At 63.1% G+C, this 13615-nt stretch carries 8 protein-coding genes and 2 riboswitches; all 8 genes read right to left on the reverse strand.

The features are described from left to right. Positions 1-51: 51 nt before the first annotated feature. Positions 52-1152 (reverse strand): glycine cleavage system aminomethyltransferase GcvT, encoded by a 1101-nt coding sequence (gene gcvT / locus GOQ25_RS01735; protein ID WP_160348712.1) that lies wholly within the window; start codon positions 1150-1152, stop codon positions 52-54. A gap of 81 nt (positions 1153-1233) precedes the next feature. After that, positions 1234-1346: riboswitch (glycine riboswitch) on the reverse strand. A 32-nt stretch (positions 1347-1378) separates the two neighbouring features. Continuing rightward, a riboswitch (glycine riboswitch) is annotated at positions 1379-1481 on the reverse strand. Positions 1482-1598: 117 nt separating this feature from the next. Beyond that, positions 1599-2492, reverse strand: a complete 894-nt coding sequence (locus GOQ25_RS01740; protein ID WP_160348713.1) for a ZIP family metal transporter — start codon at positions 2490-2492, stop codon at positions 1599-1601. Positions 2493-2529: 37 nt separating this feature from the next. Next, positions 2530-3144, reverse strand: coding sequence for a superoxide dismutase (locus GOQ25_RS01745; RefSeq protein WP_160348714.1), 615 nt, complete (start codon positions 3142-3144; stop codon positions 2530-2532). Positions 3145-3468: 324 nt separating this feature from the next. Continuing rightward, a complete protein-coding gene (locus GOQ25_RS01750; RefSeq protein ID WP_160348715.1) occupies positions 3469-4671 on the reverse strand; it encodes an NAD(P)/FAD-dependent oxidoreductase in 1203 nt (400 codons plus the stop codon). A gap of 90 nt (positions 4672-4761) precedes the next feature. After that, positions 4762-7020 carry an arginine/lysine/ornithine decarboxylase gene (locus GOQ25_RS01755; protein WP_160348716.1) on the reverse strand — a complete coding sequence of 753 codons (2259 nt, stop codon included), beginning with the start codon at positions 7018-7020 and terminating at the stop codon, positions 4762-4764. Between the two features lie 167 nt (positions 7021-7187). Continuing rightward, positions 7188-7751, reverse strand: coding sequence for a dCTP deaminase (gene dcd, locus GOQ25_RS01760; RefSeq protein WP_160348717.1), 564 nt, complete (start codon positions 7749-7751; stop codon positions 7188-7190). An 85-nt stretch (positions 7752-7836) separates the two neighbouring features. Next, positions 7837-11724, reverse strand: a complete 3888-nt coding sequence (locus GOQ25_RS01765; protein ID WP_160348718.1) for a translocation/assembly module TamB domain-containing protein — start codon at positions 11722-11724, stop codon at positions 7837-7839. After that, positions 11721-13613, reverse strand: coding sequence for a BamA/TamA family outer membrane protein (locus tag GOQ25_RS01770; RefSeq protein WP_160348719.1), 1893 nt, complete (start codon positions 13611-13613; stop codon positions 11721-11723). The genes GOQ25_RS01765 and GOQ25_RS01770 overlap by 4 nt, the downstream gene beginning before the upstream one ends. Positions 13614-13615: the final 2 nt, after the last annotated feature.

Consider the following 13615-nt stretch of genomic DNA (forward strand, 5'->3'; position numbering starts at 1 on the left):
AGTAGTTTGGACGCGCCTGCGCCGACACCCCTGCCGGCGCATGGCGGCAGTTTACGAGTGTTCGACGGGTTTGCCGTGGCGGACAAAGGGCAATTTGGTTACCAAAGCCGGCACCCATTTACCGCGAATGTCTACCTCGACCGTTTGGCCGGGTGTCACGCCTAGCGGCAGGCGGGCAAAAGCAATCGACACGCCCAGCGTGGGCGACATGGTGCCGCTGGTGGTTTCGCCCATGCCTTGGGGCGTACGCACGGCCATATGGGCGCGCATCACGCCGCGTTCCTGCAGCTTCAAGCCGAGGAAAGCGCACGGCGTGGCGGTTTGCTCCAGCGCATCGCGGCCGATGAAACGGCGGGCGGGATCCTTGAGCGACACGGTCCAGGTCAAACCGGCCTGATCCGGCTGCGTGAGTTCGTCCATATCCTGGCCGTACAAATTCATGCCGGCTTCCAGGCGCAGCGTGTCGCGCGCGCCCAGGCCGCAGGGACGCACGCCCTGGGCGGCCAGATCATTCCACAGCGCGACCACATCGGCGGCGGGCAGGACGATTTCAAAGCCGTCTTCGCCGGTATAGCCAGTGCGCGCCACCAGGGTGTCGTCGGCGACTTGCGCGCCGACAAACGGGGTCAAGGATTCGGTCGCAGCCTGCCATGCCGGGCGAGCCGCCCAGACTTTGGCGCGGGCGTTCGGGCCTTGCACGGCGACCATCGCCAGATCGCGACGTGGCGTGATGGTGACATCGAACTGGCCCACGGCGGCGACGCGGCGCATCCAGGCGACATCCTTGTCGGCCGTGCCGGCGTTCACGACCACGCGCCACGCGTCGGCGGCAAAGAAATAGATAATCAGGTCATCGATAATCCCGCCCTGGGGATTGAGCATGCAGGAATACAGCGCCTTGCCGGGCACGGTCAGCTTGGCCACATCGTTAGCCACAAGACGTTGCAAAAAAGCCGTCGCTTGCTCGCCGGCCACGTCCACATTCAGCATGTGCGAGACGTCGAACATACCGGCATCGCGGCGCACGGCGTGGTGTTCTTCCAGCTGCGACCCGTATGCCAGCGGCATATCCCAGCCACCGAAATCGACCATGCGCGCGCCAGCGGCAACGTGCATTTCGGCCAGGGGGGTACGTTTTAGAACAGCAGACATGAACAGGCTCCAGTACGGCGGCATCGCCTAGGGTTACGGAATGCCGGCCTGGATGCGGAAAGCGCCAGAGCCAGCTGGATTTTCCGCCCCTCTGTCCTTTTGCCTGAGAGTTGCCCCGCATGCGGCGGGTTTGCACCTTCGGCGCCTGGGCTGCTCGCGTCAACGCGGCGCCAGGTCTCTCCAGAGTGCTGTTTCAGTGTGTGGCGCATGATCTGCGCCGGGACACTGGTGCGTCGCGGTATGGGTTACCTGAGCGATTCCGGGCGAATTGCGCCTTCGGCGACGGCCCTGCCCCAAGATGGTGGACCGCTCTCTCCCGCGACTAACATGACAGCGGAGTGAAGCATACATCGAAATTCATACCATCGCCTAGCGACAACGCGCGCCAGCGTGTTGGATCGACAGGTAATACGCGCGGCCCGCGCCGGCAAACGTCAGCGGCCGGGTTATGCCAGCGCGGTGTCGAGCAGCATCATGAGGACGAAACCAATCATCAAGCCGCCAGTCGCCCAGACCTCGTGGCCCTTGCGATGCGACTCGGGGATGATCTCGTGACTGATGACAAAGAGCATCGCACCGGCGGCGAATCCCAGCCCCCAGGGCAGCAACTCCGCCGACCAGCCCACTACCAGCGCGCCGATCACCGCGCCTATCGGCTCGACCAGCCCGGACAGCATACCTAACGCGACGGCGAATGTGCGGCTATATCCCACCGACAGCAACGCCAGGGCCACCACCAGCCCTTCCGGCACGTCCTGGATTGCGATCCCCGTGGCCAAGGCGCTGCCGCGCAGTGCGTCGTTGCCTACATAACTGACCCCGATGGCGAGGCCTTCGGGGACGTTATGTAGAGCGATCGCGATGACAAACAGCCAGGCTCGGCGCACGCGCTGCATGGAGATGCCTTCGCGCCCTTTGATGAAATGCTCGTGCGGCAACGTGCGGTCCATAATGAGCAGCGCCGCGGCTCCGACGAGCAACGCACCGCCCACGATCAAGCCGCGCGCCCACGGCCCATGCCCGAGTTCGCCAGCCGCCGCTAAACCGGGCACCACGAGCGAAAAGGCACAAGCCGCCAACATCACGCCGGCGCCAAACCCGAACATCGTGTCCTGCACTTTTTCCGAGAGGGTCTGGGAAAACACCACGGGCAAGGTGCCCAGCGCAGTCGCTGCGGCCGCCAGCAGCCCGCCCGCCAGCGCATCGGCCACATGCGGGGCGCGTGGAACGAGATAGTCCCACAACGCATGCGCGCCCAGACAAGCCACCAGAATGGCCAAAGTCCAAATGCTGATGCTGGTCAGCGGTGGACGAACGCGATGGCGGCTAAAAGTATTCATCAACGACCTAAGAAGTGGTGGCAAGACCTTGTTGGACTCAACCGACGGCGGCTTCGTAACGGCGCGCCACTTCGGCCCAATCAATCACGTTGAAGAAAGCGCCTATGTACTCAGGACGGCGATTTTGATATTTCAAATAATACGCGTGTTCCCACACGTCCAGCCCCAGGACTGGGGTATTCCCGTGCATAAGCGGACTGTCCTGATTGGCCGTGCTCTCCACCACCAGCTTGCCCTCGGGCGTGACGCTGAGCCACGCCCAGCCGCTGCCGAAACGCGTCAGCGCCGCCTTGGTAAAGGCATCCTTGAACGCGTCAAAGCCGCTCAAATCGCTGTCGATGGCGGCAGCCACACTGCCCTGGGGCTGGCCGCCGCCATCCGGCGACATGACAGTCCAAAACAAGCTGTGATTGGCATGCCCGCCACCGTTATTGCGCACGGGGCCGCGCACGGCCTCGGGTAGCGCGTCGACGCGGCCCACCAGCGTTTCCACGGGTTCATCGGTGCCTAAACCCGCCCCTTCCAGCGCGGCGTTCAGGTTGTTGATATAGGTCTGGTGATGCTTGGTGTAGTGAATCTCCATCGTCTGCGCGTCGATGTGCGGCTCCAAAGCATCATAGGCATAGGGAAGCTTGGGGAGGGTATAAGCCATGACAGATCTCCTCGGTTGCATGCTCCCAGGAGGGGAGCAAATCAAACGACGCGGGCTCATACAGCAATTCGTATGCCCAAGGGGAGGTTCACTGGACTGAGGGGATTACCCTCCTGGCCTCATATTGGGTCGAGTGGCGGCTGCGATGGACGCGTCGAGGATGGCAGTGGGACAACCGGATGCCGCCCACGGACACACTTACACGTAAATGATATTCATTTTTATTTGTGTACACAAATGCGCATGATTTCATGCTCTGGACCCAGCGCGCCCGGATCTTCAAGGTGCCCCAGCAGCGGGGACTCCCGAGTCCCCCCGCCGTGACTACAGCGCCCTGCCGCAAGCGACGCCCGAGGCCCAGGCCCACTGGAAGTTGTAGCCGCCCAGCCAGCCGGTCACATCGACGGTTTCGCCGATGAAGTAGAGGCCAGGCACCTCGCGCGCCTGCATCGATTTCTGATCGAGCGCGCGTGTATCGACCCCGCCCCGCATGACCTCGGCCTTCTTATATCCCGCGGTGCCGCTGGGAACGAGACGCCATTCATGAATGCCGCCTGCCAACGCGCGCAGCGTTTTATCGGGCGTGTCGGCCAGACGCATCGTCGCCAGGTCAGCGCCGGCCCTCTGGCCCGCTGCCTGTAGCCACTGATCGGCGAGACGGCGCGGCCACAGCCCGGCCAGCACCGTTTGCAGCTGCTGCCGGTTGCCGGGTTTTGCTTCAATGAGCTCATGGGCAAGATCGCGGCCGGCGGCCAGATCGATGACGATGGGTTCACCCGGGCGCCAATAGCTAGAGATCTGCAGAATCGCCGGTCCCGAAAGCCCCCGATGCGTAAACAGCAAGTCTTCAAGGAACTCGCCCCGCGCGCGGCCGGAGCCCGTGGCCAGCGATACCTCCAAGGCCACGCCCGAGAGCTCTGCAAAGGGTTTCCACTCTGCCGGATCAAAGGTCAGCGGCACCAGCGCGGGCCGTGGCTCAACGACTTTCAAACCGAATTGTCGGGCGACCTTCAGCCCATAATCGGTGGCGCCCAACTGGGGAATTGCCATGCCGCCAGTGGCGATGACCAGTTTGGCGGCGTGGATCTCGCCCTGATTCGTGCCGAGTCGATAGCCGGTATCCGACCGGCTGATCTCTTGGACCTGACAAGGCATGCGCCACTGCACCCGGGCGGTTTCGCATTCCGCGCGCAGCATCTGGATAATGGACTCACTGCTGTCGTCGCAAAACAGCTGTCCACGGTGCTTCTCGTGCCAGGACACGCGGTGTTCGCGCAACAGCCCGAGGAAGTCCTTGGGCGTATAGCCCGCCAGGGCCGAGCGGCAGAAATGCGGGTTCTCAGACAGGAAATTGCCCGGCCCCGTACCCGCATTGGTGAAATTGCAGCGGCCGCCGCCAGAGATGCGGATTTTTTCAGCCAGCCGCTTGGCATGATCGATCAACACGACGCGCAGGCCGCGCTGGCCGGCTACGGCGGCACACATCATGCCGGCAGCGCCAGCACCTATGATTGCGACATCAAACATGGGGACAAACGAGCGCGCGCCGTAGCGCGCCGCCCGCCCTTCTCATGCTGACACGCCGCGCGACCGCGCGGCGGTGGGGATGAACCGCGCTCACTCGATCAGGCAGTCCACGTAGTAACGCTTGGTGCCGTCCGGACCGAGATCCTCGGCCAGGCCGTGGATATAAGTCTCGAAGCCGGGGAACCGGGCGTTGAAATCGCGCGCGAATTTCAGGTACTGCACGATGGTCTTGTTGAAGCGCTCGCCCGGGATCAGCAGCGGAATGCCCGGCGGATAGGGCGTGAGCAGCACACCGGTGACGCGGCCTTCGAGTTGCGAGATCTCGACGCGCTCGACTTCGCGATGCGCCATGCGGGCAAACGCGTCCGAGGGCTTGAGCGCCGGAACCATATCGCTGAGGTACATCTCGGTCGTCAGTCGCGCGACATCGTTTTCGCGGTAGGCTTCGTGAATCTGCTGACACAGATCGCGCAACCCCATGCGCTCGTAACGACGATGCGCGCGGCTGAACTCGGGCAGGATGCGCCACAAGGGCTGATTGCGGTCGTAGTCATCCTTGAACTGCTGCAACGCCGTCAGGAGCGTGTTCCAACGGCCCTTGGTGATGCCGATGGTAAACAGGATGAAGAACGAATAGAGGCCCGTCTTTTCGATCACCACGCCATGTTCAGCCAGATACTTGGACACGAGCGCGGCGGGAATACCGGTTTCGCCAAAGCTGCCCGACATATCCAGGCCCGGGGTAACCACCGTTGCCTTGATCGGGTCGAGCATGTTGAAGCCGTCGGCCAGCTCGCCAAAGCCGTGCCAGTGATCGTTGGCCTCCAGCACCCATTCGTCGCGATTGCCGATGCCCTCGGAAACCAGACGGTTCGGGCCCCAGACCTTGAACCACCAGTCGTTCTTGCCGAACTCGGATTCCACCTTGCGCATGGCGCGACGGAAATCCATCGCCTCGCGGATGCTTTCTTCGACGAGTGCAGTGCCGCCCGGCGGCTCCATCATCGCAGCAGCTACGTCGCAGGACGCGATGATCGCGTACTGAGGCGAGGTCGAGGTGTGCATCAGGTACGCCTCGTTAAAGACGTTGCGATCCAGTTTGCGCGACTCGGATTCCTGCACAATGATTTGCGAGGCCTGCGAGATGCCAGCCAGCAGCTTGTGCGTCGAGTGGGTGGCGAACACCATCGGACCTTCCGGGCGCGGGCGCCCCTGGCCAATGGCGTGCATGTCCTTGTAGTAGCTGTGAAACGAGGCATGCGGCAGCCACGCTTCGTCAAAGTGCAGCGTGTCGACGTAGTCGCCCAGCTTTTCCTTGATCATCTCGACGTTGTAGATCACACCGTCGTAGGTGCTCTGGGTGAGCGTCAGGATGCGCGGCTTTTTGTTGCGCGCCTGGCGGGCAAACGGGTTGGCCTCGATCTTTTTCCGGATGTTTTCGGGATCGAATTCCTCCAGCGGGATCGGCCCGATGATGCCCAGATGGTTGCGCGTCGGACGCAGGAACACAGGGATCGCCCCTGTCATGGTGATCGCGTGCAGAATCGACTTGTGGCAGTTACGATCCACGACCACCACATCGTCGGCGGCCACGTTGGCGTGCCAGACGACCTTGTTGGAGGTGGACGTACCGTTGGTCACGAAAAAGCAATGATCCGCGTGGAAAATGCGCGCGGCGTTGAGTTCGGACTCGGCAACGGGACCCGTGTGATCGAGCAACTGACCCAGCTCATCGACGGCGTTACACACGTCGGCGCGCAACATGTTCTCGCCAAAGAACTGGTGGAACATCTGGCCCACCGGGCTCTTCAGGAATGCCACACCGCCGGAGTGACCCGGGCAATGCCACGAGTACGAACCGTCTTGCGCGTACTTCACCAGCTCGCGGAAGAACGGCGGCGGCAGGCTATCCACATAGCTGCGCGCTTCGCGGATGATGTGACGCGCCACGAACTCGGGCGTGTCCTCGAACATATGAATAAAGCCGTGCAGCTCGCGCAGGATATCGTTCGGGATGTGCTCGGACGTCCGGGTCTCGCCATACAGATAGATCGGGATATCGGCATTGCGAAACCGCAGTTCGCCGATGAAGCTGCGCAGATTCTTGATCGCGCTGGCCACATCTTCGGGAGACGAGTCGTCGAATTCCTCATCATCGATCGACAAGATAAAGCAGCTGGCGCGGCTTTGCTGTTGCGCAAACGAGCTCAAATCGCCGTAGCTCGTCACGCCAATGACTTCCACACCCTCGGCCTCGATAGCCGTTGCCAGGGCGCGAATCCCCAAACCCGAGGCGTTCTCGGACCGGTAGTCTTCGTCGATGATAAAAATGGGGAAGCGAAATTTCATGCGGGCGCTCCTGAGGCAAGGCCGAGACGGACGCGAGTGTACTGCGATAAAGACAGTGCAGGGGCGCATAAGCGCGCCCTGCGGCGGACGGTTACAACCGTATGCGAATGAGGGTTGGCAAAATGCGTACCCGGGCAGGTCATTGCGCCCCTGACGGCGTGCCCCAATCAGGTACGCGGCAAGGTGACGCCGCGCTGACCCTGGTATTTGCCGCCGCGATCACGATACGAAGTCTCGCAGACCTCGTCGCTTTCCAAGAACAGCATTTGCGCGCAGCCTTCGCCGGCGTAGATCTTGGCCGGCAGAGGCGTAGTGTTGGAGAACTCCAGGGTCACGTGGCCTTCCCATTCGGGTTCGAGCGGGGTCACGTTGACGATGATGCCGCAGCGCGCATAGGTGCTCTTGCCCAGGCAAATCGTCAGCACGCTGCGCGGAATACGGAAGTATTCGACCGTGCGCGCCAGCGCGAAGGAGTTCGGCGGAATGATGCAAACATCGCCCTTGAAATCCACGAACGACTTCTCGTCGAACTGCTTGGGGTCGACGATGGTGGAGTTGATGTTCGTGAAGATCTTGAACTCGTTGGCGCAACGGACATCGTAGCCATAGCTGCTGGTGCCATAGCTGACGATACGGCCGCCGTTGGCCGTGCGGACCTGGCCCGGCTCGAAAGGTTCGATCATGCCGGCCTCGGCCGCGCGTCGGATCCAGCGGTCGCTTTTAATGCTCATGATGAGTGCTTGTTCGGGTTGACTGACAGGTATTTTAGCCTCTGCCGCCTCAGAGCCGGAATGCAGGCTCTGAGGCGCGCACCGCTTAATCGGCGAAGAACGTTTTGTATACCAATGCGATGCCATTAACGGCGCCGCCCTTGAGATCCACCGACCAGTGTCGAGACAGTTGATAACTGGCCCGTCCCACGGTTTCCGAACCCGCCATGGCCTGTTCGAGGCTGAGCGTGATGCCGTTGGCGAAACGCTTACTCGCAACCAGGAACTGCGTGGCGAGATCGCTGTCGCTGCCCGAGTTGACCTGGCTGGCCACCGTCCGGTCGGGCAGGAGACTGCCAGAGCTGCCGATGTTGCCCGAACGGATACTGACGTCATCCAGCCCGAACTGTTTATAGAACGGCTGCCCCCCACCCAGCAGCGCGGTGCCCACCGACAACAGCAGCGCCGCGTCGTTGCCATTTTCGTCCGGGCCACGCCCGAGGATCAGCCACGATAGTTTCTCTACGTCGCTGACATCGGGGTAAGACACCAGATCGATGCGCGGACGTTGGGCGGTGCCTGTGACTCTGACACCGGCTTCGACTTGCTCTCCGGTACGGAGGGCCTCGATATCCAGGATCGGGTTGTCCAGCCTGCCTTGGAACGTCAGGGTGCCTCGGCGCAGCCGCAATTTCTGTCCATAGGCTTCGATGCCGCCCGCGCGAGTGCGCAAGGCGCCTATGCCCGTCAATCGGCCATCGGCCATATGAATTTGCAGTGATCCCACCAGCCCGGCGTCCAGACCCATGCCCGTGATGTAGAACCTCGGACCCATATCGAACTTCAGGTCCATGGTGATCTGCAGGGGCGAGCTGCGCGTGGTCTGGCTGTCTCCCGGACGGATCACGTGCACATCGTCATCCAGCGTCGGCACGCCCTGCAGAATTTCAAGGCTGAACCAGCCGGCGTCGGCCGTCAGATCGCCGGTAATCGATAAGCGCGGCAGTTGGGCATCGAGATTGATCGTACCCGACACCATGGCGTAACGATCGGAGCGTTGCAGCGCCGGGAATCGATACAGCTTCAGGCGAATCGCGCCCTGCGAAGTCTCGATATCCCACCATCCGGTCGCCTCGGCGTAGCCGCCCTTGGCGTCGGGATTCTGGGTGATCCATTCGCGCGTGCGCCACTCGTCGGGCATCACGCGCAGCGATGCGGGGAACCGTAGCGAGTCCAACACAACCCGCGTGCCGTCCAAATGTGCGTCGAGTGTGCCATCGATCAAGCGCACGCCGTCATCGATGCGCACCACGCGCAGGTCACGACCGCGCACGGTGCCGCTCGTGGCCCATTTGCCGTTGAGCGTGCCTTGCGCGCTGACATTGGCCTGAAGCTTGCCGCGTATCTCCATCGTATCGCCAACGAACAGATCGACCCAGGTCAGATCATCGATGTTCGCGTTGAGATCGGCGCGTATCGGGCGCTTTTCATCCAGGCTAAAGCCGCCATGGGCGTCAGCCAGCAGCACGGCGGTCGCCGTCCCGGACATCACGCCCATTTTCTGGGTGCGCACGTCTAAAGAAGCATCCAGGCGGCTCGCGCCCCCTCCGGTCGGCGTGGCTTTGACATCCACCACCAGGCGCGTCAGACCAAGCGGGATAGGCGGATCGCCCGGGATACGCAGATCGCCGTCGCGACGGGCGATTCGCGCTGTGCCGGACAATGCGCCGGCGAATTGCAGGTCCCAGGCGGCATCCAGCGCAATGCGGCGCGACGCCTGCGAGCCTCGCGCGTTGACGCGATTTTGGCGCTGCGCCTCGGCCGCAGCCGGGTCCAGGGCGCGCATGATCTCGCGCAGCATCGCGCTGTTGATTTCGAGGTTATCGGCGCGGCCGGCCGTCTGCCAGCGCCCCTGGCCACCGCGCGAGCCCTGGTGAGCAATCACGGCGCGTTGCTTGTTCGGTAGTGTCAACGTCAGCTGGGTCGCGGCCACCTCCCATTGCCATTGAGGAGTCTGCGCATCCGGGAGAAAAGCGAGCGTGACGGGTTGCAAACTGGCGCTGAAATTCATCGAACTCGCGGTCAAGCGATCGATTTTGCCGCGCCATCCGGTGAGTGCCGCCCGCAAATCGGCTGACGTGGTCGCGCCGGCCGCTGCTTTCGCGTCATCGGGTCGCTGCGTGGCGTCAGGTGCGGCGGACACAGCCTCGTCCTGACGGGCGCGCACGACCGGGGCGCCCCAGCCGCCGGTAAAAGCGACGTCGGCCTGCATGGGCGCACGGCCCAGCGTGTCGGCCCGCGAGTCAGCGGGGGTATAGCGCGCCGACAGTTCACCCTTGTGCTGATCGAGTCGGCCAGCCAATTTGCCTTTGAGGGTGGCGCCACCCGGCAGATCCGGCCAGAAAGCGTCCAGCCTCGGCGCCTGGGCGTCCAGCGTCAGCGCACCCGCCCCTTCGATCAGTTCGCCTTGCGCTTTGACTCGATTGGGACCCAAGGTGAGATCCAGCACCAAATCGTGCAGCTTAAAGCCCGCCAACGGGTCCGCGGACGGCGTGGGCGCTTTTACGGCAGGTGTCGAGCCCGGGGTGATGGACGGCGAAGTGCCAGACGCTGCAGCTTGCGCGCCGGTCGCGGGCACGTCAACGCGCCCTTTCAGGGTTCCAAACAGCGGTTGGCGGTTCCAGCGGCTATCTTTATCGATTTGCAGTTGCACGTCCGCTTGACGCAACGTGAACACATCGACCAGCTGCGCCTCGAGCGCCATGCGCGCGCTTAGCAGCGCAGGCGGCAACGCATCGCCCGCGAGCGCCCCGAGATTGAGGCGCCGGGCGTCAAGGGTGGCAACCAGGCGATCGACCCCAGCGCTATCGGGCAGCGGCTGGCGATCCAGGGTGATAGTGGCTCCCGAATCATCGGCCAGGCGCAGGTCCAGATTGGCGGTACGCAGCGGAAAGGCCTGCTCCAGCGCCAGCCCAGCCTGGGCGGCCAGCTTGAGCGCGCCATCCGCCGTCGCGCCATCAAGCCGCACGGTCATTTCGGATAATGAGCCCTCGGCCTGGATACGTGCGGTCGCCGCGCAGACAACAGCGGAGGCGGCGGTCGGTTGCGAAGGCGGCTTGGCAGCCTCGGCGGCCGTGCGCGATTCCTGAGCGGCCTCGGCAGCCGTGTGCGATTCTTTGGCGTCCTTGGTTTGTTTCCCGGCCTTTTTCGCTGCAGCCGCAGGCTTGCCCGCCTTGCCGTCGTTTTTCGCGCGGCCTGCCTGACTGGTTTTCCCTTTTGCGAGCGCGTCAGCCGGCGGCAGATGCAACGCTCGCGTGGCGCAGAGTGGCGAGTCCACGCCTGTGCTCTGCGCGGCAATGTTGAGGCTGGCTTGCAACGGCCACGGCTCGCTGAGCTGGCGCAAATCGACACGACCGTCCAGGTTCGCCACGATCTGCTCGTGTGCGACACGCAGGCTATTGACGACCAGCTGGGCACCCTCTTTCTGCGTACTGAGCTGGGCCGCCAGATCGCTGACAGCGACGGGCAAGGGTTCGCCGTTGAGCGTCACGTCCAGCGCGCCGACGGCAAAACGGTCCACAGCGACAGTCAGCGGCAATTCGGGCACGACGACCGGCTCGTTAGCGTCCTGCTCAGTGTCATCCTCGCTCGTGACGACATCGACGCGCAGCGTGGCCGCCGACAGTTCCTCGACATGCAGCTGATAATCCTGCAGCGCGCGCCAACGCACGCGCAAACGCAAGTCCGTCAGGTCTACCGCCGCGCCGGGTGGGACGATTTGCAAGCGCCCTACCTGCAGGCCGCCGAGTATCGAGCCGTTGACGTCTTCCACGACGCCGTCGAACTGCTGCGCCACGACCTTGAGCAAGGTTCGGGTGCCGGTTTGCGTCCCAGTCAGCCACAACGCCAAGCCGCACAACGCAATGAACAGCGTGAGTAATAGCGGGAATCCCCAGACAAACAGGAGACGTAATAACCCTCGCAGCCACTTCAAAACGCGATCCCCAACGAAAAATGCAGCCGCAGATCGTGCCGTTCCTGACCGTAAGCCACGTCCAGAAATATCGGCCCGGCGGGGGTACGCACCCGCAAGCCCGCGCCGTAACCCAAGTGAAGCTTCATCTCACCGAATGACTCCGCCGCATCGCCCGCGTCGACAAAGACACCCATCCCCCAGCGCTCATCGAAATAGTGGTCGTATTCAATGCTGGCCACGGCCAGCGTCGCGGCCCCGACCACGGCGTCATCGCGGTGCTCGCCGATACTCAGATAACGATAGCCGCGGATCGAGCGCGCCCCGCCTGTCCGAAAACCGAAGTCGTCCGGTACGCGGGTGTTCTTATCGGACCAGATACGCCCGACTTCGCCACGCACCGTCAGCACATCGCGTTCGCCGACGGGCCACCACTGCTGGGCGCGTATGCGCGTGCGGAAAAAGGGTTTGCCGGTGTTAAGCACCATCCCGACACCGCCCCCGAGCGAGATCAGGTTGCCTTCACGCGGATCGTATTTGTCATTGACATCGCGGCGCAAGAATTCCGACGTCAGCGTGGCCGTGGGCAAGTCGAAGGCGTCACCGCCATCAAGTTTGACCTGATCGTACGCCAGCAACGCGCCCCAACGGTTCTCGTAGTCAACGCGACTGTCGCCCGCGCCCTTGCGCTCGCGTACGCGGGTGGCGCCCACCGCCACGCGGCGCTCATCCTGGCCCTGAATATATTTATGCCGGGCTAGAAAACCGAACGAATCCTTTTGCCCCTTTTCATCGGGCGGCAGATGGAAGTCCGCGTAGGCGCGTTGTTCCTTGCGATCCAGGCTGATGCCGCTCTCGAAAATCACCGGCCAGTCGAACACCACATTCTGTTGGTACACCGCCTGAGCCCGTGCGCCAACTTCGTCGTCCAGGCCGATGGACGCGCTGACCCGGCGCGCCGGGCCTTCGACCACGCGGACATCGACTGGCAGCGTGATCACGCCATCCGAATTGCGCCCGTCCGCCGCGCTGGACGCGTCGGCGCTGGCGACCTCCGGGTCGCCAGCGGGCGTCACGGCAGGCAGTTTGCCCGTTTCAGAAATCGGGGCCTCCTCTGCGTCGGTCTTTTCGTCCTGCTCCTGTGAACCCAGCGTGACGAACGCGCCGCGAAAGAACGAGGTCGACTGCAGCATCTGCTGCCATTCATTGAGCTTGTTCTGATCATAGGGCTCGTCAACATCGTAGCGGACATAACGCTTGGCTAGGGACTCTGGCACCCGCTTGAACCCCTGCGTATGCATGGGCCCCATGCGCACCAGCGGGCCACTATCGAAGGTGACGGACAGCCGCACCTCGGCAGTCTCGGCATACACGGCGGCGTCGGACTCGGCCAGATACGCGAGCATGAAATCCCGCGAGGACAAATCGTCCAGCAGCGTGGATTTGGCTTTGTTCCAATCGCTGTTGATAAAGGGTTGCCCGACTTTTAAGGACCAGGACTCACGCAGTTCCGCGACACGCTCGGCGTACTCAGGACGAGTCACGCGACCGGTGAATTTGAGGTCGACCGCGCTCACGGTGGCGCGTTTGCCGGGTTCGATCGAGATATCCCAGGTCTCTCGGCCGAGCGCCTCGCCTGCCTGCAAGGTGACCTTGGGCGTGAAATAGCCTTGGGTGGCCAATGCGGCGAGCACCGCGTCGCGGGCCCGACGGCGTAGCCGGTCGATTTCGCCGCCATCCTGATCCTCGGCCAGCCGCGTGATCGCGGCGACCGCTTCGGTGATGGAGCTCAGCGCTGCGGGCGGCACGCCACCGGGATCGATAATCACCTCGGGCTCTTCGGCCCGCGCGGCTCCCATCCATCCCAGACCCACTGCCATCAACAAAACAAAACCGACGACTGCTCGCATGT

Source organism: Bordetella sp. 15P40C-2, assembly GCF_009763235.1.
GTDB lineage: Bacteria > Pseudomonadota > Gammaproteobacteria > Burkholderiales > Burkholderiaceae_B > Bordetella_A.

Excerpts from the sequence above, each read along its gene's own strand:
- gcvT (WP_160348712.1), bottom strand. The coding sequence starts at position 1,152 with ATGTCTGCTGTTCTAAAACGTACCCCCCTGGCCGAAATGCACGTTGCC.
- GOQ25_RS01740 (WP_160348713.1), bottom strand. The coding sequence starts at position 2,492 with ATGAATACTTTTAGCCGCCATCGCGTTCGTCCACCGCTGACCAGCATC.
- GOQ25_RS01745 (WP_160348714.1), bottom strand. The coding sequence starts at position 3,144 with ATGGCTTATACCCTCCCCAAGCTTCCCTATGCCTATGATGCTTTGGAG.
- GOQ25_RS01750 (WP_160348715.1), bottom strand. The coding sequence starts at position 4,671 with ATGTTTGATGTCGCAATCATAGGTGCTGGCGCTGCCGGCATGATGTGT.
- GOQ25_RS01755 (WP_160348716.1), bottom strand. The coding sequence starts at position 7,020 with ATGAAATTTCGCTTCCCCATTTTTATCATCGACGAAGACTACCGGTCC.
- dcd (WP_160348717.1), bottom strand. The coding sequence starts at position 7,751 with ATGAGCATTAAAAGCGACCGCTGGATCCGACGCGCGGCCGAGGCCGGC.
- GOQ25_RS01770 (WP_160348719.1), bottom strand. The coding sequence starts at position 13,613 with ATGCGAGCAGTCGTCGGTTTTGTTTTGTTGATGGCAGTGGGTCTGGGA.